This is a genomic window from Pseudomonas xionganensis (assembly GCF_009763245.1).
Lineage (GTDB): Bacteria > Pseudomonadota > Gammaproteobacteria > Pseudomonadales > Pseudomonadaceae > Aquipseudomonas > Aquipseudomonas xionganensis.
The window spans coordinates 1-22,604 of sequence record NZ_WKJZ01000004.1; the positions used below are offsets into that span (position 1 = coordinate 1).

General features: G+C 61.5%; 20 protein-coding genes and 2 pseudogenes. 17 read left to right on the top strand and 5 right to left on the bottom strand.

Going from position 1 to position 22,604, the window contains the following annotated elements; all coding sequences use genetic code 11:
• Positions 1 to 212: 212 nt before the first annotated feature.
• The 3 genes and pseudogenes from GJV18_RS18980 to brnQ all read left to right on the top strand — a co-directional run.
• Positions 213 to 1,319, top strand: a pseudogene (locus GJV18_RS18980) (HAMP domain-containing protein); the annotation flags it as partial.
• Positions 1,320 to 1,583: 264 nt separating this feature from the next.
• A pseudogene (locus tag GJV18_RS18985) lies at positions 1,584 to 2,174 on the top strand (methyl-accepting chemotaxis protein); the annotation flags it as partial.
• Between the two features lie 249 nt (positions 2,175 to 2,423).
• Positions 2,424 to 3,737 carry a branched-chain amino acid transport system II carrier protein gene (gene brnQ / locus GJV18_RS17045; protein WP_160347822.1) on the top strand — a complete coding sequence of 438 codons (1,314 nt, stop codon included), beginning with the start codon at positions 2,424 to 2,426 and terminating at the stop codon, positions 3,735 to 3,737.
• Between the two features lie 57 nt (positions 3,738 to 3,794).
• Here brnQ and GJV18_RS17050 read toward each other — a convergent pair whose 3' ends face one another.
• Genes GJV18_RS17050 through GJV18_RS17060 form a run of 3 tightly spaced genes read right to left on the bottom strand, consistent with a single transcriptional unit; the run spans position 3,795 to position 5,402 of the window.
• Entirely contained in the window at positions 3,795 to 4,511 is a 717-nt protein-coding gene (locus GJV18_RS17050; protein WP_160347691.1) for a glycerophosphodiester phosphodiesterase, read from the bottom strand.
• On the bottom strand, positions 4,508 to 4,816 hold the full coding sequence (locus GJV18_RS17055; RefSeq protein WP_160347692.1) for a phosphodiesterase: 309 nt from the start codon (positions 4,814 to 4,816) through the stop codon (positions 4,508 to 4,510). The genes GJV18_RS17050 and GJV18_RS17055 overlap by 4 nt, the downstream gene beginning before the upstream one ends.
• A gap of 16 nt (positions 4,817 to 4,832) precedes the next feature.
• On the bottom strand, positions 4,833 to 5,402 hold the full coding sequence (locus GJV18_RS17060; RefSeq protein WP_160347693.1) for a PilZ domain-containing protein: 570 nt from the start codon (positions 5,400 to 5,402) through the stop codon (positions 4,833 to 4,835).
• Between the two features lie 95 nt (positions 5,403 to 5,497).
• On the opposite strand from GJV18_RS17060, the gene GJV18_RS17065 reads away from it, so the two are divergent.
• From GJV18_RS17065 to GJV18_RS17075, 3 genes are read left to right on the top strand one after another with little or no spacing between them, the layout of a single operon-like run.
• Positions 5,498 to 6,748: a lipoprotein-releasing ABC transporter permease subunit gene (locus tag GJV18_RS17065; protein WP_160347694.1), complete on the top strand. Its 1,251-nt coding sequence runs from the start codon at positions 5,498 to 5,500 to the stop codon at positions 6,746 to 6,748.
• Between the two features lie 7 nt (positions 6,749 to 6,755).
• Entirely contained in the window at positions 6,756 to 7,439 is a 684-nt protein-coding gene (lolD, locus tag GJV18_RS17070; RefSeq protein WP_160347695.1) for a lipoprotein-releasing ABC transporter ATP-binding protein LolD, read from the top strand.
• Entirely contained in the window at positions 7,439 to 8,683 is a 1,245-nt protein-coding gene (locus tag GJV18_RS17075) for a lipoprotein-releasing ABC transporter permease subunit (RefSeq protein WP_160347696.1), read from the top strand. The genes lolD and GJV18_RS17075 overlap by 1 nt, the downstream gene beginning before the upstream one ends.
• 64 nt (positions 8,684 to 8,747) lie before the next feature.
• Here the strand turns inward: GJV18_RS17075 and GJV18_RS17080 are convergent, their stop codons facing one another.
• A complete protein-coding gene (locus GJV18_RS17080; protein ID WP_160347697.1) occupies positions 8,748 to 9,281 on the bottom strand; it encodes a DUF2062 domain-containing protein in 534 nt (177 codons plus the stop codon).
• Positions 9,282 to 9,410: 129 nt separating this feature from the next.
• Here GJV18_RS17080 and GJV18_RS17085 point away from each other — a divergent pair, with 129 nt between their 5' ends.
• The 8 genes from GJV18_RS17085 to murB all read left to right on the top strand — a co-directional run bounded on the left by GJV18_RS17085 (position 9,411) and on the right by murB (position 16,254).
• Complete coding sequence (locus tag GJV18_RS17085) at positions 9,411 to 11,633, top strand: DNA internalization-related competence protein ComEC/Rec2 (RefSeq protein ID WP_233280215.1); 2,223 nt, start codon at positions 9,411 to 9,413, stop codon at positions 11,631 to 11,633.
• Between the two features lie 72 nt (positions 11,634 to 11,705).
• Positions 11,706 to 12,338: a MotA/TolQ/ExbB proton channel family protein gene (locus GJV18_RS17090; RefSeq protein ID WP_160347698.1), complete on the top strand. Its 633-nt coding sequence runs from the start codon at positions 11,706 to 11,708 to the stop codon at positions 12,336 to 12,338.
• On the top strand, positions 12,335 to 12,763 hold the full coding sequence (locus GJV18_RS17095) for an ExbD/TolR family protein (RefSeq protein WP_160347699.1): 429 nt from the start codon (positions 12,335 to 12,337) through the stop codon (positions 12,761 to 12,763). The genes GJV18_RS17090 and GJV18_RS17095 overlap by 4 nt, the downstream gene beginning before the upstream one ends.
• A 13-nt stretch (positions 12,764 to 12,776) precedes the next feature.
• The gene (lpxK, locus tag GJV18_RS17100; protein ID WP_160347700.1) at positions 12,777 to 13,778 is read left to right on the top strand and encodes a tetraacyldisaccharide 4'-kinase; all 1,002 of its coding nucleotides are present in this window, start codon (positions 12,777 to 12,779) and stop codon (positions 13,776 to 13,778) included.
• 45 nt (positions 13,779 to 13,823) lie between these two features.
• Complete coding sequence (locus GJV18_RS17105; RefSeq protein WP_160347701.1) at positions 13,824 to 14,009, top strand: Trm112 family protein; 186 nt, start codon at positions 13,824 to 13,826, stop codon at positions 14,007 to 14,009.
• Entirely contained in the window at positions 14,010 to 14,774 is a 765-nt protein-coding gene (gene kdsB, locus GJV18_RS17110) for a 3-deoxy-manno-octulosonate cytidylyltransferase (RefSeq protein ID WP_160347702.1), read from the top strand.
• The gene (locus GJV18_RS17115) at positions 14,774 to 15,238 is read left to right on the top strand and encodes a low molecular weight protein-tyrosine-phosphatase (protein WP_160347703.1); all 465 of its coding nucleotides are present in this window, start codon (positions 14,774 to 14,776) and stop codon (positions 15,236 to 15,238) included. Before kdsB ends, GJV18_RS17115 begins: the two co-directional genes overlap by 1 nt.
• Complete coding sequence (gene murB / locus GJV18_RS17120; RefSeq protein ID WP_218572169.1) at positions 15,238 to 16,254, top strand: UDP-N-acetylmuramate dehydrogenase; 1,017 nt, start codon at positions 15,238 to 15,240, stop codon at positions 16,252 to 16,254. The genes GJV18_RS17115 and murB overlap by 1 nt, the downstream gene beginning before the upstream one ends.
• A gap of 105 nt (positions 16,255 to 16,359) precedes the next feature.
• Here murB and rne read toward each other — a convergent pair whose 3' ends face one another.
• Complete coding sequence (gene rne / locus GJV18_RS17125) at positions 16,360 to 19,407, bottom strand: ribonuclease E (protein ID WP_160347705.1); 3,048 nt, start codon at positions 19,405 to 19,407, stop codon at positions 16,360 to 16,362.
• Between the two features lie 579 nt (positions 19,408 to 19,986).
• Here rne and rluC point away from each other — a divergent pair.
• Genes rluC through GJV18_RS17140 form a run of 3 tightly spaced genes read left to right on the top strand, consistent with a single transcriptional unit; the run spans position 19,987 to position 22,598 of the window.
• The gene (gene rluC / locus GJV18_RS17130; protein WP_160347706.1) at positions 19,987 to 20,940 is read left to right on the top strand and encodes a 23S rRNA pseudouridine(955/2504/2580) synthase RluC; all 954 of its coding nucleotides are present in this window, start codon (positions 19,987 to 19,989) and stop codon (positions 20,938 to 20,940) included.
• The gene (locus GJV18_RS17135) at positions 20,933 to 21,628 is read left to right on the top strand and encodes an HAD-IA family hydrolase (RefSeq protein WP_178113469.1); all 696 of its coding nucleotides are present in this window, start codon (positions 20,933 to 20,935) and stop codon (positions 21,626 to 21,628) included. The genes rluC and GJV18_RS17135 overlap by 8 nt, the downstream gene beginning before the upstream one ends.
• Positions 21,618 to 22,598 carry a S49 family peptidase gene (locus GJV18_RS17140; RefSeq protein ID WP_160347707.1) on the top strand — a complete coding sequence of 327 codons (981 nt, stop codon included), beginning with the start codon at positions 21,618 to 21,620 and terminating at the stop codon, positions 22,596 to 22,598. Before GJV18_RS17135 ends, GJV18_RS17140 begins: the two co-directional genes overlap by 11 nt.
• The last annotated feature ends 6 nt before the right edge of the window (positions 22,599 to 22,604 follow it).

Below are 22,604 nucleotides of genomic sequence, written 5' to 3' on the forward strand. Positions count from 1 at the left end.
CATCGTCAAGCACCTACACCAAAACCCCCGATCGTGAAAACGGTCGGGGGTTTTATTTTGCGTGTGAAAAAACGGCAGGCTTAATTCGATCTACTAGGTCGCTTTCTGTTAAGCAGCTCAGCTGAAAGGGTTATAGGCTCAAGACATGCTCCTGGCAGTCGATATGGCATGGGAGCGTTGTGTCCTTGCGTTCGTTACCGAGGAGTTGCTCTATGGGCTGGTTTGCTAACCTGCGTATTGCATACAAGATAGCCATTGTTCCGTTCGTACTGTGCATGCTGTTGATTGTGCTGGGGGTGGTGTCGTCACTGTCGCTGCGCAATATCGCTGACAGGGTTGAGGTTGTAACGCGGGATCTGGGGCCTAGCATCGACTGGGTGGCCCAGGTAAGCGACAACATGGCGCGCCTGCAACTGTCGGTCAGTCAATACGCGCGTACTGGTGACTCGGCTTCCGAAACCCTTTTTGCCGAGCTGGATGGACGTCTGCGAGAGGCCTTGCAGGAGACTTCGGAGCGCCTGCACGAACCAGAACAACAGGCCTTGCTTGAGTCGATGCAGCAATTGCAGGCTCAGTACAGTGACTTGTTTCGTGAACAATTGGTGCCTCTCAGTCAGCGACGCCAGGCGTTGATCAGTGGTGAGTTGAGCGAGCATGGCCCGGCGATTGAGCAGGTATTGTCCGCGGTACTCACAAATGCGCAGCAGAGCTTCAATCTGGATGCGGTTTTTTACGCCAGTGCCGCGATGCGCCATTTATTGTTAGGCAGCCAGTACCTCTATCAATTCTTGCAGGAAAATCAGGAAGCTCAGGTCAAGGCTTTTTCGCGTGAGTTGGATAGCGCCAGGAGCATGATCAGTGTGTTGCGTGATCGCAGTAGCAGCGAGCGTTTAACTGCCCAGCTGACACAGGCGCTGGATAGTCTGGAGCGTTACAAGACCGCTTCGGCTCGGGTGGTTGAACTGGTTAATCAGCGCAATGCCACTTTAGAGCAGATGAACGACATTGATCCGCAGATCGCTGACCTCGCCCGTCGTTTGCAACAGTACTTGATGACGGGCATGCAAGCGGCTGCTCAGGCGGCCGATGCGACGGTTCTGCAGGTCAATCAGTTGTTGTGGAGTTTGTTGCTGGCCGCGTTGCTGTTTGGCGTTTTACTGGCCTATGGGGTGGGGCGCGCCTTGGTTCAGGGGCTGAGTCAAATCAATCTGATGCTGCAGGATATGGCTGAAGGCGAGGGCGATCTGACCAAGCGGTTACCGGTGCGTGGGCGCGATGACCTAGGGCTGTTGGCCAGTAGTTTCAATACCTTCGTGGAGAAAATCCGGGCAACGGTATCCGAGGTGGCACTGGCTTCGCGTACCCTGGAAAAGGCTGGCGAGGACTTACAGCAATCTGCTCAGCGTGCCCATCAGGATGTGGAGCAGCAGCGTGATGAGAGTGCACAGATTGCTTCGGCGATGATCCAAATGGCTGCCAGTGCTCAGGAAATGGCGCAAGGCGCCGAGCACGGACAGCAGCTTTCTCGTGATACCCGCATAGCCGCGGATGAAGGTTTGCGCTGCGTCGAGGGCAATCGCCAGGCCATGCAGAGCCTGACGGATAAAGTCGCGCGCCTGGCTGAGGTCATCGAGTCCCTTAGTGCCGATAGCGAGCGTATCGGCTCCGTCTTGGCGGTCATTGGTTCGATTGCCGAGCAGACCAATCTGCTGGCACTCAATGCAGCCATCGAGGCGGCGCGTGCTGGTGATCAGGGGCGCGGTTTTGCCGTGGTGGCCGATGAGGTGCGTAGCCTGGCGCAACGTACCCAGGCTTCCACGGAGGAAATCCAGGACATCATTCAAACCTTGCAGCGGCGCAGTCAGTCTTCCATAGAGATGATGAGTGAGAGTCGTGAGGCGGTGACCTTGGCGCATGGTAGTGCCGAGAAGACCAGCCAGTCATTGCAGTGCATCACTCAGGCTGTGGATGCCATCGATCAGAATATCCAGCAATTGGTTGCGGCCGCAGGGGAGCAGGCCAAAGTCGCAGAAGACGTGGGCGCTGGAGTCGTGCGGGCCAACAGTATCAGTGAGGACACCTATGCAACGGTGGAGCGGACCCGGGCTGCGGCGCAGAGCATTCGTGAGCTGGAAAGCCAGTTGAGTCGTCTGATCGAACAGTTTCAAACCTGAGAGCTGCTGTCACCGATGTTTGCGCCAAGTTACAGGAATGCGACATCTACAGGCCTTGAATCGACGCTGCGACCAGCATGGCTCGCCGGGTTGTGCGCCTTGCATTATGGTGCGCGGCTTATTCAGCGCGGGCCCCACAAGGGCGAGTGGCGCTGGCGTGAGTAGCCTGTGACCCCGCAGGCTTCTTGCCCGGTCATGAGCCGGGCAGCACGGCTCCCTCAAGACTTTCTACTTTGGTACTGCTTTTCCATGAATGCGTTGAAACGACCGGATATCCTGGCCCTCGGCTTTATGACTTTTGCCCTGTTTCTCGGGGCCGGCAACATCATCTTTCCCCCTAGTGCAGGTATGGCCGCCGGTGAAAATATTGGCCTGGCCGCGCTGGGCTTTCTGCTGACAGGCGTTGGCCTTCCGCTGTTGACCATTGTCGCGCTGGCCAGGGTCGGGGGAGGCATGGCGCAGCTGACGGCCCCCCTGGGCAAGGGGGCTGGAATTCTCTTTGCGGTAGCGGTGTATCTGGCCATTGGGCCGTTGTTTGCCACACCCCGTACGGCGGTGGTGTCCTTTGAAATGGGGGTGGCGCCTTTTGTTGGTAACAGCGCGACCTCGCTGCTGATCTATAGCCTGGCGTTCTTTGCCGCGGTGCTGTTTCTGGCTCTCAATCCTGGGCAGCTGGTGGATCGCGTCGGCAAGTTCATTACCCCGGTTTTGCTGGCGGCCTTGCTGGTACTGGGTGGTGCGGCGCTGCTGCTGCCAGCGGGCGAGATTGGCCAGGTAGCAGGGGATTATCAGGCGGCGCCCTTTGTGCAGGGCTTTCTGCAGGGCTACTTGACCATGGATACCCTGGGGGCGTTGGTATTTGGCATTGTGATCGCCACAGCCATTCGTGATCGTGGTGTAAGCGACACGGCTTTGGTCACCCGTTATTCGATGATTGCCGGTCTGATTGCAGCTGTGGGGCTGTCGCTGGTTTATCTGGCACTGTTCTATCTCGGTGCCACCAGTCAGGGGATTGCCGGTGAGGCGCAGAACGGCGTACAGATTCTGACCGCCTATGTGCAGCACACCTTCGGCACGGCGGGGAGTCTGCTGCTGGCGGTGGTGATTACTCTGGCCTGCCTGACTACCGCTGTGGGGCTGCTTACAGCCTGTGGCGAGTTCTTCAGCAAGCTATTGCCGTTTTCCTATCGCACCGTAGTAGTGACCTTCGGTCTGTTCAGTCTGCTGGTGGCCAATCAGGGATTGACCCAATTGATCAGCTTTTCCATTCCGGTATTGGTTGGTCTCTACCCCTTGGCGATTGTCTTGGTGGGCCTGAGTCTGCTGGATGGCTTTTGGCTTTCGTCTGCGCGGATATTCCGGCCGGTGCTGGCGGTTACGCTGATCTTTGGCCTGGTTGATGGTATCGCGGCTGCCGGTTGGGGTGACTGGGTACCGGCCGTGTTCAGTCAATTGCCATTGGCTGATCAAAGTCTGGGCTGGCTGTTGCCCGTACTGGTGACATTGCTGCTGGCAGTGATTGCCGATCGTGTTCTGGGGGATGGCAAGACGGCAGTAGCTTGACTCTCTGAGCACCCAAAGCCCGTATCCATTGATACGGGCTTTTTCGTTTCTGCCTCGTCAACTCAGGGTTCTGACTGCCAGGCCAGGAAAGTCGGTGATGATGCTGTCTGCGCCGAAGTCGGCCAGACGGCGCATCAGGGCAGGCTCGTTGACTGTCCAGACGGAGACATGCAAGCCCTGCTTCTGCGCTTTGAGCAGGCGTTCCGGGGTGCAGAGGGTCCAGTTCAGAGCCAGTAACTGGCAGTCGTAATGCTTGGCGACCTTGAGCGGGTCGAGCCAGGCATATTCGGCGACCAGGCCGCGCTGCAAGTGCGGTGCCAGTTGTTGGGCTGCGCGTAGCACTTCACGGGAGCTGGAGGTGATGCACACCTTCTGTTCCAGTCCGTGCCGTTTGACCAGCGCATCGATGGCCTTAACCAGCTGCACCGAGCGGGTTTTCGAGGCGCTTTTGACTTCCAGCTGCCAGTGCTCGAAGGGGCATCGCTCGAACAGCTCACTCAAACGTGGAATGGGGCAGGGCTGACGCCAGCCGGGACCTCCCAGGCGAGCGTCGTGGCGCACCAGATCGGCCGCATCCTGTTCGATGACCTTGCCCCGCAGGCCTGTGGTGCGCTTGAGGGTCGGGTCGTGGATGACCATCAGTTCGCCATCGCGGGACAGGTGCAGATCCAGCTCACAGCGGTTCACGCCGTGCTCCAGGCAGCGCTGAAAACTGATCAGGGTGTTTTCCGGGGCTTCGCCCTTGGCGCCGCGATGGCCATAGATAAGCGTCACGGTTGCTCCTTGAGGGATTCCAGGTAGCGCGGCTGGTGATGGCGCACGCTGTTGATCACATGATCATGCTCGAAATAGACACTGAACTCGCGGTAATCCCAGCGGCTGATCGGTGGCCTGCCTACCGGGGGATGTTCCTCGTCAGCGAGGCCGAAACGCTCCAGAACGGCACGCTTGGACTCACCCAATTGCGGCAGAGGAGGCAGTGCGGCTGCATTGCCTTGCTCGCCTATGGGAATGATCAGGGTATCGGCTTGTAACGACAGGGGTAGCAGCACAAGTAGCAGTAGCAGCAGTGCAGGCATGGTTGAGTTCTCGGCATCAAGGTTGTTCGCGGGCCTGGCGACGTTCCAGGGCCTGACGCTGGAGAATATGCCGGGCCAGCAGTTGGCGCTGGGCGTCGGTCAAGGATTCGAACTCGGTGCCGATCTCGAACTGCTCACCGCGTGGTCGGCAATGCACAACCTTGGCCCGCAGCAGCAGGCCCAGGGCCTGGGGCATCAGCACCATTTTCAGCGCCAGATGACTACCGCTGGGGACAGGGTGGGCATTGTTGAAGCTGACACCGCCCTCGGACAGACTGACCCGGCGGGGGGCGCCGATATCGCGGAGCAGGCTCTGAGCCAGTGCCTGGCCAAGCAGGTCGATGCGTTTGTTGATGACTTTGAGGTAATTGGCCAGGGTGCGATCCCGCTCGCTGATATGCCGCAGCAGGTGCTGCGACTCGAAGTCCATCAGGTGCAGGTCGCTGAGCAGGTTGAACAGCGGCGAGCTGTCGTGAAGCTCGTCACTGGCCAGTGCCTCTGCCCCGGACAGCAGGCTGAATTCCAGTGCGATCGTATCCTCGATACGATAGTATTCGCGGCGGTCATCTTCATCTTGAGTCGGCATGGCGAACCCATGGCAGCAGTGATTGTCAGAGTGTAAGGCTGCACGCCACGACCCGCCACAAGGACGTTTCTTTTTCCCTCGAACCAGCCCCCGACATGTTCAGACCCCTGTTTGCGTTTATCGGCATGCGCTACACCCGTGCCAAACGTCGTAACCACTTCGTTTCCTTTATTTCCCTGACGTCGATGATCGGGCTGGCACTGGGTGTGCTGGTGATGATCCTGGTGTTGTCGGTGATGAATGGCTTCGACCATGAAATGCGCACCCGGGTGCTGGGCATGGTGCCCCACGCCACCCTGGAAAGTGTTACGCCGATCCATGACTGGCGAGCTCTTGCCGCAGAGGTTCAGAACGACCCTCAGGTACTGGCGGTGGCGCCTTTCAGCCAGATGCAGGGCCTGCTGACCCATGCAGGCAAGGTGCAGAAGGTGTTGATCAATGCCGTGGCACCCGAGGAGGAGGTCAAGGTCTCGATCATTGCCGATTTCTTTCGTCAGGGCCGACTGAGCGAACTGCGGCCCGGCGAGTTCGGCATTGTGCTGGGTGATCGCGCAGCCGAAAAACTGGGAGTTGGGCTGGGTGAAAAAATCACCTTTGTCGCCCCGGAAGTGACGGTGACGCCTGCGGGTGTGTTCCCCCGACTCAAGCGCTTTACCGTGGTGGGCATCTTCCATGTCGGCGCCGGTGAGGTGGATGGACATCTGGCCCTGACCCATGTCCAGGATCTGGCCCGTCTGCAGCGCTGGCAGGCCGATCAGGTACAGGGCCTGCGCCTGAAGTTCGCCGATCTGTTCCAGGCTCCGCGCATTTCCTGGGAACTGGCCCAGCGCCTGGATCAGGGCGATTACTATGCCCGCGACTGGACCCGCAGCCATGGCAACCTGTATCAGGCGATCCGCATGGAAAAGGCCATGATCGGCCTGCTCTTGCTGCTGATCGTGGCGGTGGCTGCATTCAATATCATCTCCACCCTGGTCATGGTGGTCACCGACAAGAAGGCCGATATCGCCATTCTGCGCACCCTGGGCGCGACGCCGCGGCAGATCATGGCCATCTTTATGGTGCAGGGTACGGTGATCGGTGTATTCGGCACTGCCATAGGCGCGGCCCTGGGCATCTGGGCTGCGCTGAATGTCAGCAGCGCGATTGCCGCTCTGGAACGGCTGCTGGGCATCCAGTTCCTGAATGCCGATGTGTATTTCATCGACTACATCCCCTCGCAGCTGATGCTGCAGGACGTGCTGCTGGTCTGCGGCGCGGCCCTGCTCCTGAGTTTTCTCGCCACCCTTTATCCAGCCTGGCGCGCGGCCCGTACCCAGCCCGCGGAGGCTCTGCGTTATGAGTGATTCGCTTATGTCAAACCAAGCTGTGTTGAGTTGTCGCAACCTCGGCAAAAGCTATGAGGAAGGTCCGCAGTCGGTGGTGGTGCTGGACGATCTGCAGCTCGAACTGCAGCCCGGGGAACGGGTTGCCATCGTCGGCAGTTCCGGTTCGGGCAAGAGTACTCTGCTCAATATGCTCGGCGGTCTGGATACCCCCAGCAGCGGTAGCGTCTGGCTGGCCGGGGAAGAGTTGTCTGCGCTCAATGAGCGCGAGCGTGGCCTGCTGCGCAACCGCGCCCTGGGTTTCGTCTACCAGTTCCATCATCTGCTGCCGGAGTTCACCGCGCTGGAGAACGTATGCATGCCGCTGCTGATTGGCAAAACCGCCATCAGTGAGGCTCGCCAGCGCGCTACGGCTTTGCTGGAGCGGGTTGGTCTGGGGCATCGCCTGGCGCACAAGCCGGCCGAGTTGTCCGGCGGCGAGCGCCAGCGGGTGGCGATTGCCCGCGCCCTGGTCAATCGTCCGGGTCTGGTGCTGCTCGATGAGCCCACCGGTAACCTGGATCATCACACCGCCCAGGGTATTCAGGAATTGATGAAGGAGCTCAGCAGCTCCTCGCAAACGGCCTTTCTGGTGGTCACCCACGACATGGCCCTGGCCCGGCAGATGGATCGCGTGCTGCATCTGCAGGACGGCAAGCTGGTGAGCATCTGATGTTTCGTCCGCTCAGCCTGTTTATCGGTATTCGCTATACCGGCGCCAAGCGGCGCAATCACTTTATTTCCTTTATCTCCATGACTTCCATGATCGGTCTGGCCCTGGGCGTGTTGGCCATGATTGTGGTGCTGTCGGTGATGAATGGCTTCCAGAAGGAAATGAGTACGCGCATCCTCGGCATGGTGCCGCACGCCAGTATTGCCGGCGCGCAGGCGCTGGATAACTGGCAAGCAGTGGCCGATACCGCGCGCAAACATCCGCAGGTGGTCGCTGCAGTACCATTTGCCGAGCTGGAGGGCATGCTGTCCTACCGCGGGGCGATGCAGCCGGTGCAGCTGCAGGGCGTCGAACCTGCCCTGGAGGGTCAGGTATCGATCATTGGCGAGCATCTGCAACAGGGACGCCTGAGCGATTTGCGTGAGGGCGAGTTCGGTGTACTGATCGGTGAGATTACCGCGCGGCGTTTCCAGCTGCGGGTCGGCGACAAGCTGGCCTTGATCGTGCCGGAGCTGAGCAGTGTGCCGGGTGGTATCAGCCCGCGTATGCAGCGTCTGAATGTGGTGGGCATCTTCAAGGTCGGCGCCGAACTGGACAGTTCCCTGGCCCTGATCCATGTGGCCGATGCGGCCCATATCCAGCGACTGCAGCCGGGGCAGGTGCAGAGTGTACGGCTCAAGCTGCGTGACCTGTATCAGGCCCCACAGGTAGCAGCCAGCATCGCCAGTGGGCTGGGGGAAGGCTACAAGTCCAGCGACTGGACCCTGACTCAGGGCAGCCTGTTCAGCGCGATGAAGATGGAAAAGACCATGATCGGTTTATTGTTGCTGCTGATCGTGGCGGTAGCGGCCTTCAATATCATCGCCACCCTGATCATGGTGGTGGCCGACAAGGGCGGGGATATCGCCATCCTGCGTACCCTGGGGGCGACACCGCGGCAGATCATGGGCATCTTTATGGTGCAGGGCACCATCATTGGCGTGATCGGAACGCTGATAGGCGCACTGCTGGGCATCCTTGCGGCGCTCAACGTCAGTGAACTGGTGGGCTGGATCGAGCAGGTCAGTGGCCAGCAGGTGATGAGCTCGGATGTCTATTTCATCAGCAATCTGCCATCGCAGTTGCTGGCCTCGGATGTCCTGTTGATCTGCTCGGCTGCCTTTGGCCTGAGTTTTCTGGCTACCCTCTATCCGGCTTGGCGTGCTGCTCAGGTGCAGCCGGCCGAGGCTTTGCGCTACGAATAAGCTGCTAGGCTGGTGACATGGTCTGTAAGCGTAAAAAAGCCATCATTCGATGGCTTTTTTCGTTCTAGCGCTGCTGATCGCGCTTGCGCCGTTTTTCCTGACGCTTGCGCCAGTTGTGCCTGACCCACCAGTGCCAGTAAGCGTTGGTGGCGAAGTAGCCGATGATCGCCAGCACGATCGCCAGCACCAGCGAACCCAGATACAGGGGTTGCCAATGGGTCTGCAGCATCTGGCCGATCCAGCTGAGATTGATGCTTTCCGGCATATGCATGGCCGGAGTGCTCATCAGCCAGGCGCCAAGTTTGTAGTTGCAGTAGAACACCGCTGGCATGGTCACCGGGTTGGTCAACCACACCAGGCCTACGGAAATCGGCAGGTTGGCCCGGGCTGGGATGGCGATGATGGCGGCCACAAGCATCTGCATGGGCATGGGGATCATGGCCCAGAACAGGCCAATGGCCATGGCGCGGGAGACGGAGTGGCGGTTCAGGTGCCAGAGGTTGGGATCGTGGATCAAGGCCCCGAGAAAGCGCAGGGACTGGTTGTCCTTGATGCGCTGCGGGTTGGGCATGTAGCGCTTGAATAAACGACGCGGCATGAAGAGTCTCGGGCGGATAAAAGCGCCAATATTATGCACAGTTTATAGCCGGCCTGCTTTTACACTTTGTGTCAGCAAATAAGTCGGTGGCGGGGCAAGGGATTTGCACAAGACGCAGGGAGCGTGTCGATGCCCATAGCGATGGCGGCTTTACTGGCTGGGTTACTGGTTCTGCGTTGGCTGCCACAGTTGCCGCCGATCTGGGCGTTGTGTGCCATGGCATTGCTTGGGCTGCTGCTGTTGCCCTGGCGTCTGTACTGGTTGGGGCTCTTTCTGCTGGGGTTGTGCTGGGCCAGTGTGTCGGCCCAGTGGGCTCTGGATGAGCGACTGAACCCGGCATTGGATGGTCGTACCCTGTGGCTGCAGGGGCAGGTGGTGGGGTTGCCCGAAGCAGGTCAGGGCGTGGTGCGTTTTCAGTTGCAGGATGCCCAGTCCCGCCGTGCCGAACTGCCTGGGCGCCTGCGCCTGTCTTGGTACAACGGCCCGCCTGTGCGCGCAGGGGAAACCTGGCGTCTGGCGGTTCGTCTTAAACGCCCCCATGGCCTGGTTAATCCTCAAGCCTTCGATTACGAAGCCTGGCTGCTGGCCCAACGCATTGGTGCTACCGGCACGGTCAAGGCGGGTGAGCGACTCAGTCAGCCCGCTGGTTTGGGCGCATGGCGTGACAGACTGCGTCAGCGTCTGCTGGCCACGCCGGCGCATGGGCGCGAAGGCGCGATTGCTGCGCTGGTGGTGGGCGATGGTTCGGGGCTGTCCAATGCTGACTGGCAGGTCTTGCAGAACACCGGCACGGTGCACCTGATGGTGATTTCCGGCCAGCATATCGGTCTGCTGGCCGGCTTGCTCTATGGCGTGGTGGCGGGGCTGGCGCGTCTGGGCTACTGGCCACGGCGTTGGCCCTGGTTGCCCTGGGCCTGCACGCTGGCTCTCGGAGGGGCGCTTGGCTACGGCTGGCTGGCGGGTTTTCAGGTGCCGGTGCAGCGGGCCTGTGTGATGGTCGCACTGGTGCTGGTGTGGCGCCTGCGCTTTCGTCATCTTGGCGTCTGGCTGCCGTTGTCAGTGGCCATGTTGCTGGTGCTGCTGTTGGAGCCTTTGGCCAGCCTGCAGCCAGGCTTCTGGCTGTCCTTTGCTGCAGTAGCCTGGCTGATTCTGATTTTTGCCGGTCGTCTGGGCCGCTGGTCCTGGTGGCGCAGTCTGGGACGGGCGCAATGGGCCATGGCGGTTGGGTTGCTGCCCGTGCTGCTGGTGCTCGGTCTGCCCCTCAGCGCCAGCGGGCCTGTGGCCAATCTAGTGGCTGTACCGCTGGTGGGGCTGCTGGTGGTGCCGTTGGCGTTGCTGGGGACGTTACTGCTGCCGGTTCCCGGGCTGGGCAGCGGGCTGTTGTGGTTGGCCGGTGCCTTGCTAGAGCTGCTGTTTGCCGGGTTGGGGCTACTGTCCGCCTGGCTGCCGGCCTGGCTACCGAGCAATCTGCCGCTGTGGTGGTGGGGGCTGGTGGTGCTCGGCGCTTTCCTGCTTCTGCTGCCGCCGGGCATTCCGCTGCGCAGCCTGGGGCTGATTCTGTTGTTGCCCTTGTTCTTCTCTGCGCAGACACGGCCCCCCCAGGGGCAGGCGGAACTGTGGATGCTGGATGTGGGGCAGGGGGCGGCGTTGCTGCTGCGCACCCAGGGCCATGACCTGCTGTATGACGCAGGCCCGCGCTTCGGTGATTTCGACACCGGTGAGCGTATCGTGCTGCCTTCCTTGCGCGCGCTGGGCGTCAGCAAGCTGGATCTGATGCTGATCAGTCATGCCGATAACGATCATGCCGGTGGTGCGCCGGCACTTCACCAACATTTGCCGGTGGCACGGGTGATGAGCGGTGAGCCTGCGCGGTTGCCTACGAGCTTGCAGGCCGAGCCCTGCCAGCCGCGGCAGTGGCAGTGGGATGGCGTCAAGTTCGCCACCTGGCAGTGGGATCAGGCCCGGGATGGCAATCAGGCCTCCTGCGTGTTGCGGGTGGACGCGGGTGGAGAAGTCTTGCTGCTCACGGGCGATATCGATACGGCAGCCGAGCGCGCGCTGCTGGCCAGTGGTCTGCCGTTGCAGACCCGCTGGTTGTTGGCGCCGCACCATGGCAGCGGCACGTCCTCGTCCACTGCTCTGCTACAGCGGGTGGCGCCTGAGGCGGTATTGATCAGTCGTGGGCGGCACAATGCCTTTGGCCATCCTGCCGCCGAGGTCGTGGCGCGTTATCGGGCCCAGGGTGTGCGCATCCATGACAGTGCCGTGCAGGGGGCGGTGCGCATCCGCCTGGGGGCTTTCGAGCAAGCGCAGGCTTTGCGTGATCACGCACGTTTTTGGCGGGAAAAATGAGCCGCCGGGCGGTCGGCGTGGCGGCGACCCTATGCTAGAGTGACGCCACTTTTGTGAGGGGGATTTGCCACCGTGTGGGAACTGGTCAAAGCTGGCGGCTGGATGATGCTGCCGATAATTCTCTGTTCAATCGCCGCTGCCGGCATCGTCGCCGAGCGTTTGTGGACCCTGCGCCCCAGCCGCATTACCCCGCCCAATTTGCTGGGCCAGGTGTGGCGCTGGATCAAGGACAAGAAGCTGAACAACCAGAAGCTCAAGGAGCTGCGCGGCAACTCGCCCCTGGGCGAGATCCTCGCCGCAGGCCTGGCCAACTCCAAGCACGGCCGCGAGATCATGAAAGAGTGCATCGAGGAGGCGGCGGCCCGGGTTATCCATGATCTGGAGCGCTACCTCAACGCCCTCGGCACCATCGCCGGCATCGCGCCGCTGCTGGGCCTGCTCGGCACCGTGCTGGGCATGATCGAGATCTTCAGCTCCTTTATGGGCTCGGGCATGGCCAATGCGCCGATGCTCGCCGGCGGCATTTCCAAGGCGCTGATCACCACTGCCGCTGGCCTGATCGTGGCGATTCCGGCCCTGTTCTTCCATCGCTACCTGCAGCGCCGCATCGATGAGCTGGTGGTGGGCATGGAGCAGGAGGCGATCAAGCTGGTGGAAGTGGTGCAGGGCGACCGCGAGGTGGATCTGGGCGAGGGCAAGGCGTGAAGTTCCGGCGCAAACCGCGGGAGAACGTTGAGATCAACCTGGCTTCGTTGATCGACGTGGTATTCATCCTGCTGCTGTTCTTCGTGGTGACCACCACCTTTACCCGCGAGACCCAGCTCAAGGTCGATCTGCCGGAGGCCGCCAGCGGTACGCCGCCCGAACAGACCGAACTCAAGCAGCTGGAGGTGCTGATCGGCGCCGACGGTGGCTATGCTCTCAATGGTCAGCAACTGCTGAAGAGCGATCTGAACAGCCTGATGGCGGCCCTGCAGAAAGAGTCCGACGGCGACAACAGTCTGCCCTTGATCATCAGTGCCGATGCCAAGACCCCGCATCAAGCGGTGATCACCGCAATGGATGCGGCTGGCAAGCTGGGCTTTGCCCATCTGCGCATCACCACGGTCGAGGCGCAGGCCGCGCCTTGATCCGGAAGCCTGTATGAGCCTGGCCGATGGTCTGACCCGCGCCTGGTATCAGGGCCACCCGGCCCTGCTTCTGCTGCGTCCGCTGGAGTGGCTGTACCGTGCGGTGGTGCAGCGTCGCCGCCGGCGTTTTCTCGCCGGGGAAGGCGCCATCTACCGCGCGCCAGTACCGGTGCTGGTGGTGGGCAATATCACCGTCGGTGGCACCGGCAAGACCCCGCTGATTCTCTGGCTGATCGAGCACTGTCGCGCCCGCGGGCTGCGCGTCGGTGTGGTCAGCCGTGGCTATGGCGCCGAGCCGCCGCAACTGCCCTGGCGGGTGCGGGCGGATCAGAGCGCCCGTGTTGCCGGCGATGAGCCGCTGCTGATCGTACAGCGCAGCGGTGTGCCGCTGATGATCGACCCGGATCGCGGCCGCGCCGTGGCGGCCCTGCTGGCGACCGAGCCGTTGGACCTGATTCTCAGTGACGATGGCCTGCAGCACTACCGCCTGGCCCGGGATCTGGAGCTGGTGCTGATCGATGCCGCCCGTGGCCTGGGCAATTGTCGCTGTCTGCCGGCCGGCCCGCTACGTGAGCCGGTCGAGCGCCTGCAGAGCGTGGATGCGCTGCTGTATAACGGTGCGCTCAGCGATCCCCAGGATGGCTATGGCTTCACCCTGCAGCCACGGACATTGGTCAATCTGCGCAGTGGCGAGCGCCGCGAACTGGATCATTTTGCCCCGGGGCAGGCCGTGCATGCGGTGGCCGGTATCGGCAACCCCCAGCGTTTCTTCAAGACCCTCGAAGGGCTACACTGGCGGCCTGTTGCCCATGCCTTTGCCGACCATGCCGCCTACAGCGCCGAACTGCTGGATTTCAGCCCGGCCCTGCCGGTGCTGATGACGGAAAAGGATGCGGTCAAATGCGGAGCCTTCGCCGCGGATGACTGGTGGTACCTGGCGGTGGATGCCGTGCCGTCGGCAGCCTTTGTGGCTTGGCTCGACCAGCGCCTGCAGGCTCTGTTGCCCGGCACCTGAGAGCCTGGTGGGCAAGCGCTGTTGTATTTAATTCAAGGACTACCCATGGACCCGAAACTGCTCGATATCCTCGCCTGTCCCCTGTGCAAGGGCCCCTTGCACCTGAATGCGGACAAGAGCGAGCTGATCTGCAAGGCTGACGCCTTGGCCTTCCCGGTGCGCGATGGCATCCCGGTGATGCTGGAAAGCGAAGCCCGAACCCTGACCGTTGACGAACGTCTGGACAAGTAAATGAGCACTGCCTTTACCGTTGTGATTCCGGCGCGTTATGCCTCCAGCCGTCTGCCGGGTAAGCCGCTGCAGGATATTGCCGGCAAACCCATGATTCAGCATGTCTGGGAGCAGGCGTGCAAAAGCAGCGCCCAGCAGGTGGTGGTGGCCACCGACGATGCACGCATCGTTGAGGTGTGCCAGGGCTTTGGCGCCCAGGTGGTGATGACCCGTGCCGAGCATAACTCCGGTACCGATCGTCTGGCTGAGGTGGCCACGGCCCTCGGCCTGGCGCCTGATGCCATCGTGGTCAATGTGCAGGGTGATGAGCCGCTGATTCCGCCGGCGATCATTGATCAGGTGGCGGATAACCTGGCGGCCAACCCGCAGGCGGCCATCGCCACCCTGGCCGAGCCGATTGAGGATGTGCAGGCGCTGTTCAATCCCAATGTGGTCAAGGTGGTCAGCGACAAGACCGGCCTGGCCCTGACCTTTAGTCGGGCGCCGCTGCCCTGGGCGCGGGATGCCTTCGCCCAGAATCGTGATCAGCTGCCAGCAGGCGTGCCGTACCGTCGTCATATCGGTATCTATGCCTACCGCGCCCAGTTCCTTCAAGACTTCGTTGCTTGGGGCCCTTGCTGGCTGGAAGACACCGAGTGCCTGGAGCAGTTGCGCGCCCTTTGGCATGGTGTGCGTATTCATGTGGCCGATGCCCTACAAGCGCCGCCCGCCGGCGTTGATACCCAGGAAGATCTGGGCCGCGTACGCCGCCTGTTGGGGGCCTGATGCGCGTTCTGTTCGTCTGTTTGGGCAATATCTGCCGCTCGCCCACGGCCGAAGGTGTATTGCGCCACAAGCTGCGTGAAGCCGGGCTGGCTGGATATGTCGAGGTGGACTCGGCCGGCACGGGCGACTGGCATGTGGGCAAGGCGCCGGATGAGCGTACTTGTCAGGCGGCCCAGCGCCGCGGCTATGACCTCAGCGCCCTGCGTGCACGCCAGGTGGTGGCGGCGGACTTCCAGCGCTTTGATCTGGTGCTGGCCATGGACCAGAACAATCTGCGCGATTTGCAGCAATTGCAGCCGGGCAGTGCCGTCGCAGAACTGGATCTGTTTCTGCGTCGCTACCAGTTGTCGCTGGATGAGGTGCCGGATCCTTACTATGGCGGTGAAGAAGGCTTCGAGCAGGTGCTCGATCTATTGGAGCAGGCCTGCGATGCCCTGCTGATTGAGCTCAGGGGGCGTCTGTGATGCTGCAGGTACGCCAGAACGTCTCGCTCAAGCCCTATAACAGCTTTGCTGTTGAGGCCCGAGCCAGTCATTGGGTCGAAGTCGAAAACGACCAGCAGGTCGTCGAGGCGCTTGACTATGCTCGCCTTCACCAGCTGCCGGTGCTGCTGCTCGGTGGTGGCAGCAATCTGCTGCTGACTGCCGATGTACAGGCGCTGGTGCTGCGCATGGCCAGTCGCGGTATTCGTATTTTGGCCGATGATGGCGAGCAGGTGCTGCTCGAGGCGCAGGCGGGTGAGTCCTGGCATCCCTTTGTGCTGTGGACCCTGGCGCAGGGCTTTGCCGGGCTGGAGAACCTTAGCCTGATCCCAGGCACCGTGGGTGCGGCGCCGGTGCAGAACATCGGTGCCTATGGTGTCGAGCTTAAGGATTGCTTCGCCGGTCTAAGCGCGCTGGATCGACAGAGTGGCGAGTTGCGCGAATTCAACCTGCAGGACTGTGCCTTTGCCTATCGCGACAGTTTGTTCAAGCGCGAAAGTGGGCGTTGGATCATTCTGCGTGTGCGTTTCCAGTTGAGCCGTACCGCCGCGCTGCATCTGGACTATGGCCCGGTGCGCCAGCGCCTGGCGGAGCAGGGGATCGCGGCGCCCACGGCGGCGGATGTGAGCCGCGCCATCTGTGCCATTCGCAGCGAGAAACTGCCGGACCCGGCGCAGCTGGGCAATGCCGGAAGCTTCTTCAAGAATCCACTGGTCGGTGCAGCGCAGGCACAACTCCTGCGCCTGCAACATGCCGATCTGGTGGCCTATCCCCAGGCTGATGGCCAGGTCAAGCTGGCTGCTGGCTGGTTGATCGAGCGGGCTGGCTGGAAGGGCTACCGCGAGGGTGATGCCGGCGTGCACCGCCTGCAGGCCCTGGTGCTGGTCAACTACGGTCAGGCGACAGGTCGAGAGCTTCTGGCGCTGGCGCGGCGTATTCAGGAGGATATTGCCGAACGCTTCGGGGTGGCGCTGGAGATCGAGCCTAACGTGCTGTAACCAGCATCTTCATTACTGTTCTGCGGCGCCAATGCAGTGAGTTAAAGTGACACACCAACGAAAAGGGGATGCCTAAGCATCCCCTTTTCGTTTACCTGCGAGCCGTCAGACTTGCGGTTTCACCGCTTCCTGATCCTGCTCGGCAGCTGCTTCGGCTTGCGCCTCGGCAGGCTCGCTGGCCTCGGCTGCTGCCTCTGGTTCTGCAGTAGCCTGACTCTTGGTCTGAGCGGCATCGGCAGTAGGGGCAGCCTGGGTTTCGCTGGCTGCTGCTGAACTGGTCGGTGCCTCAACCGCTGCGCTGTCGGCAGCAGCGGCTGCCTCACGGGCCAGGCGCTCGGCTTCGCGCTGACGGCGACGCACTTCGCGTGGATCGTTTGGTGCGCGGCCAGGGGTTACCGGAATCACTGCGGCGGGCTCAGCGGCTGTCACTGCAGCCTGCACCGACTCGGCCTCTACGACAGGTGCGCTGTCGACGACCTCGGCGGTAGGCTCTACGCTGGCGATGCTTGGGCTTACCACCTCAACGGCTGGTTCGGCGGCGGCAGGGGCTTCGCTCTGGGCAACAGCTTCAGGTGCTGCTGTGATTTCCACAGCAGCTTGCGCTACCGCAACTTCCGCTGTCTCGCTGCTGGCTTCAGCTGGAGCGGCCGGAGTTTCAGTGGCCTCGGCCGGTGCAACCTGTTCGGCGGCGCTGGCAGTGACTGTGGCTGCGACGGCAGCAGTCACGGCTGGGACGGCATCCTGACTTTCTTCGCTGGCGGCCTGAGGCTGCTCACTGCCTTCCTCGCTGCCTTCGATCAGATTGCCGTTGGCATCACGTTGACGCTCGCGACGGTTGCTGCGGCGACGCTGGCCACGGGAACGACGACGCGGACGCTCGCTATTTTCGTTGCTGTCCTGCTCGTCATCCTGCACCTGCTCATCGCTGTTCAGTGCTTCCTCATCGGCAGCGCTGGCTTCGTTGCGTGGCTGACGCTCTTCGCGAGGCGGGCGGGGTTGGCGAGCTTCGCGCTGCGGGCGCTCGGCGCGTACTTCGCTGCCCGCTTCTTCGCTCTGTGCTACCTCAGTCGGAGCATCCAGCGGGGCGCGCAGTTCGCGTGGCTGGCGCTCTTCACGAGGCTTGCGCTCGCGCGGCTGGCGTTCCTCACGCGGTGGGCGCGACTGGCGGACTTCCTGCGGTTCGCGTACTTCCACACCGTCGCGCAGGGTGCGTTCTTCGCGCGGTGCACGCTCTTCGCGTGGTGCGCGTTCCTCGCGGGCGGCGCGGGGCTGGCGTTCTTCACGAGGTGCGCGCTCTTCGCGCGGTGCGCGATCCTCACGGGGCTTGCGCTCTTCGTCACGACGACCACCGCGATTGCGGTTCTGCTGGCGACCATTGCGGCGTTCGTCATTGCGTGGCTTGCGCTCGCCACTGGGTTTCTCGATAACAACCGGCTTGGCTTCTTCCTTGCTGGCAAACAGGCTGACCAGGGATTTGACCAGCCCTTTGAACAGGCTCGGTTCGGCAGCAGCAGGGGCCACTGGCTCGGCAGCAGCGGCTGCAGGGTTCGGGGCAGGGCGCTGTGGTGCGGCCTTGATCGCCGCTTCCTGGCGTACCAGGGTGCGGGTAGCGGCGGACTGCTTTTCTTCTTCCACTTCGACGGCGGCCATTTCATAGCTGGACTGGCCACTCTGGGCTTCCGGGCTGTCGTCACGGATGCGCTGCACTTCGAAGTGCGGGGTTTCCAGGTGGTCGTTGGGGATGATGACGATGCGCGCACGGGTACGCAGTTCGATCTTGGTGATCGAGTTGCGCTTCTCGTTGAGCAGGAAGGCGGCGACCGGGATCGGCACCTGGGCGCGGACTTCGGCGGTGCGGTCCTTCAGGGCCTCTTCTTCGATCAGGCGCAGGATGGCCAGGGACAGCGATTCGACGTCGCGGATAATGCCTTGACCGTTGCAGCGCGGGCAGACGATGCCGCTGGTTTCACCCAGGGACGGGCGCAGGCGCTGACGGGACATTTCCAGCAGGCCGAAGCGCGAGATGCGGCCCACTTGTACGCGGGCACGGTCGGCTTCCAGGGCTTCGCGCACACGCTCTTCCACGGCGCGCTGGTTCTTGGCCGGAGTCATGTCGATAAAGTCGATGACGATCAGGCCGCCGATATCACGCAGGCGCAGCTGGCGGGCGATTTCTTCGGCCGCTTCCAGGTTGGTCTGCAGGGCGGTTTCTTCGATGTCGCTGCCTTTGGTGGCGCGCGCCGAGTTGATGTCGATGGACACCAGGGCTTCGGTCGGGTCGATGACGATGGAGCCGCCGGAGGGCAGCTTCACTTCGCGCTGGAAGGCGGTTTCGATCTGGCTTTCGATCTGGAAACGGTTGAACAGCGGCACGCTGTCTTCATACAGCTTGATCTTGCTGGCGTACTGCGGCATCACCTGGTTGATAAAGCTCAGGGCTTCCTGCTGCGCTTCGACACTGTCGACCAGCACTTCGCCGATGTCCTGGCGCAGGTAGTCGCGGATGGCGCGGATGATCACATTGCTTTCCTGGTAGATCAGGAAAGGGGCGGCGCGATCCTGGGAGGCTTCCTTGATGGCGGTCCAGAGTTGCAGCAGGTAATCGAGGTCCCACTGCATTTCTTCACTGGAGCGGCCCAGGCCTGCGGTGCGCACGATCAGGCCCATGTCGCTCGGGGCGACCAGGCCATTGAGCGCTTCACGCAGTTCGTTGCGTTCTTCGCCTTCGATACGGCGCGAGATACCACCAGCGCGCGGGTTGTTCGGCATCAGCACCAGGTAGCGGCCGGCCAGGCTGATAAAGGTGGTCAGGGCTGCGCCCTTGTTGCCGCGCTCTTCTTTCTCGACCTGGACGATGACTTCCTGGCCTTCCTTGAGCACGTCCTTGATATTCACGCGGCCGCCTTCGGGGGCCTTGCTGAAATATTCGCGGGAGATTTCTTTGAGGGGGAGGAAACCGTGGCGTTCCGAGCCGAAATCGACGAAGGCGGCTTCCAGGCTAGGCTCTACGCGGGTGATTTTACCCTTGTAGATATTGGATTTTTTCTGCTCGCGGGCGCCGGACTCGATGTCCAGATCGTAGAGTTTTTGCCCATCTACCAGGGCGACACGCAACTCTTCGGGTTGAGTTGCGTTAATCAGCATTCTTTTCATGTAGTACCGTCGGTTTCCGGTGCTGGCGGAAGCGGCGTTCGGCACACACGACAATCAGGGTCGGTGTCAGGCGCGTCAGAAACGGTCGTAAATCGTTCCAGTGTCTAGCGGCGGCAGCCAGTAATGCTGGGCCGCGACGGACGTCTCCTGCTCGCTGTTGTGACAGAAAGCACTAAGTCAGGAGGAGGAATCAGCTGTCGGTAGCGGACGAGATGAGGCGTCTTGTGTAAAGCAAATTGCTACGCAGACCGACAGTTGTGCATCTCCACCCTACACGTATCGCTGAAAATCGGGTGCCGCTCGCGTAAATCCGCAGCGGGTTATCTATTACCGCGGCCGTCCAGTGGGGATGGTCGCGCATCATGGCTAAGGCTTTATTTCCGAACTGCTTCACGGCCTTGGCGGCCTGTCTATCTCTGAAGAGCCCGTCGGACGGCCTCACGTCCAGAAAGGGTTGCGTTGGTTGGGGATGGCAGTTTTGGAGATCATCCGCAGACCAGGCCGCTTTTGGCGGCGTTCCCGACTATAGCAGCAATGATTAAGTGCTTCAAATCCATGAAAAATTGCTATGATCGCGCAATGACTACTCCTGCCTCTCCAACCTCCGGCGTTCAGCTGATCGAGGTTGCACCGGAACTTGCCGGCCAGCGCATCGACAATTTTCTCCGCACTCAGCTCAAGGGCGTGCCCAAGACATTGATTTACCGCATTTTGCGCAAGGGCGAGGTGCGGGTGAATAAAGGTCGGATCAAGCCTGAATACAAGCTGCAGGCGGGCGATGTGGTGCGCGTGCCGCCTCTGCGCCTGGCCGAGCGCGATGAGCCTGAGCCGCTGGCTCAGGGCCTGTTGCAGCGCCTGGAGGCGGCAATTGTCTATGAAGACAAGGCCCTGATCGTGCTCAATAAGCCCGCCGGCATTGCCGTGCACGGCGGCAGTGGCCTGAATTACGGGGTGATCGAGGCCTTTCGTCAGTTGCGTCCCGATGCCAGGGATCTGGAGCTGGTGCACCGCCTGGATCGTGACACCTCGGGTCTGCTGATGATTGCCAAAAAGCGCAGCATGTTGCGCCATCTGCACGAGGCGCTGCGCGGCGATGGCGTCGACAAACGCTATATGGCGCTGGTGCGTGGCCACTGGGCGACGGCCAAGAAGCAGATCAACGCGCCACTGCTGAAAAGCAATCTGCGCTCGGGTGAGCGCATGGTCGAGGTCAATCCCGAAGGCAAGGAGGCGCTCACGGTATTTCGCGTGCTGCGCCGCTTTGGTGAGTTCGCCACCCTGGTCGAGGCCAAGCCGGTGACCGGGCGCACCCATCAGATTCGCGTGCATGCCCAGTATGCCGGGCATTCGATTGCCGGTGACAGCAAGTACGGCGACGATGACTTCACCAAGGAAATTCGCGCTCTGGGTGGCAAGCGCCTGTTTTTGCATGCCTATGAGCTGGTGGTGCCGATGCCCGATGGCAGTCGTCTGGAATTGGCGGCACCGGTGGATGAAATGTGGAGCGCGACCCTGGAGCGACTCGGTGCCTGATTATCAGCTGCTGATTTTTGATTGGGATGGCACTCTGGTCGACTCAATCGGTCGAATTGTCACGGCCATGCATGGGGCAGCCGATAGCTGTGGTGTAGCGCGCTGCACGGATGAGCAGGTCAAGGCGATTATCGGCCTTGGTTTGCCCGAGGCCATTGCGACCCTCTATCCGCAGCTGGATGATCTGCAGCTGATAGAGCGTTTTCGTCAGTGCTACAGCGATTGCTATCTGCAGTTGGAGGCGCAGCCGTCGCCTCTGTTTGCCGGGGTGGCCGAGGCGCTGGATGGCTTTCGCGCCGATGGCTACCGCCTGGCTGTGGCAACCGGCAAGACCCGGCATGGGTTGCAGCGGGTGTTGGCTGGGCGTGGCTGGCTGGATTATTTCGATGTCACGCGCTGTGCCGATGAAACAGCGAGCAAGCCTGATCCGCTGATGCTGCATGAGATTCTGGCTCATTGTCGGGTGCCGGTGCATCAGGCTCTGATGGTGGGGGATTCGTCCTTCGATCTGCTGATGGCTCGGCATGCGGGTATGGATTCGGTGGCGGTGGGTTATGGGGCTCAGCCTCTGGTGGCTCTGCGTGAGCATGGACCGCGCTTGGCGATCAATGAATTTTCCCAGTTGCGTGCCTGGCTTGCAGGGCGCGTGGAAGAGCAGCGTGTAGAGGTGGGTGCATATGGCGGATGAATGGAAGGCATCGGCTGCGGCTGATTCGGATGAGAAAAGCTGGAAGCTGTTGGAGAAAACCCTGCTTGCTGGTGTGCAGGAGCAGCGTCGGGCGCGGCGCTGGGGGATTTTCTTCAAGCTGCTGACCTTTATATACCTGTTTGGCGCTCTGGCATTGTTTGCGCCGATGCTGGATTTGCAGGAGACGGCTGGCAAGGGTGGTGGGCATACCGCGCTGATCGAGGTGCGCGGCATGATTGCCGACAAGGAGTCGGCCAGCGCCGACAATGTCGTGGGCAGTCTGCGTGCGGCTTTTGCCGACAGCAATACCAAGGGTGTGATCCTGCGCATCAACAGTCCGGGCGGCAGTCCGGTGCAGTCTGGCTATATATATGACGAGATCCGCCGTCTGCGTGCGGAGTATCCCGCGATCAAGCTGTATGCGGTGATCAGCGATCTGGGGGCGTCAGGGGCCTATTACATAGCCAGTGCGGCGGATGAGATCTATGCAGACAAGGCCAGCCTGGTCGGCTCCATTGGTGTTACGGCGGCAGGCTTTGGCTTTGTCGGGGTGATGGAGAAGCTGGGGGTTGATCGCCGCGTTTATACCGCAGGTGAGCACAAGGCCTTTCTCGATCCGTTCCAGCCGCCCAAGGAGGAGGAGACTCTTTTCTGGAAGCAGGTGCTGGAAACCACCCACAAACAGTTTATCGCGAGCGTCAAGCAGGGGCGCGGTGAGCGGCTCAAGTCCGATCAGTACCCCGAGCTGTTCTCTGGTCTGGTCTGGTCGGGTGAACAAGCGCTGAAGCTGGGGTTGATCGATGCCCTCGGCAACAGCAGCTATGTGGCGCGCGAGGTGATCGGGGTTAAGGAGGTGGTGGACTTCACTGTTCAGGAGACTCCGCTGGATCGTTTTGCCAAGGCCTTCGGCTCCAGCGTGGCGGAGCGTCTGGCTCTGTGGATGGGATTTCAGGGGCCGGTCTTGCGTTGATCTGTT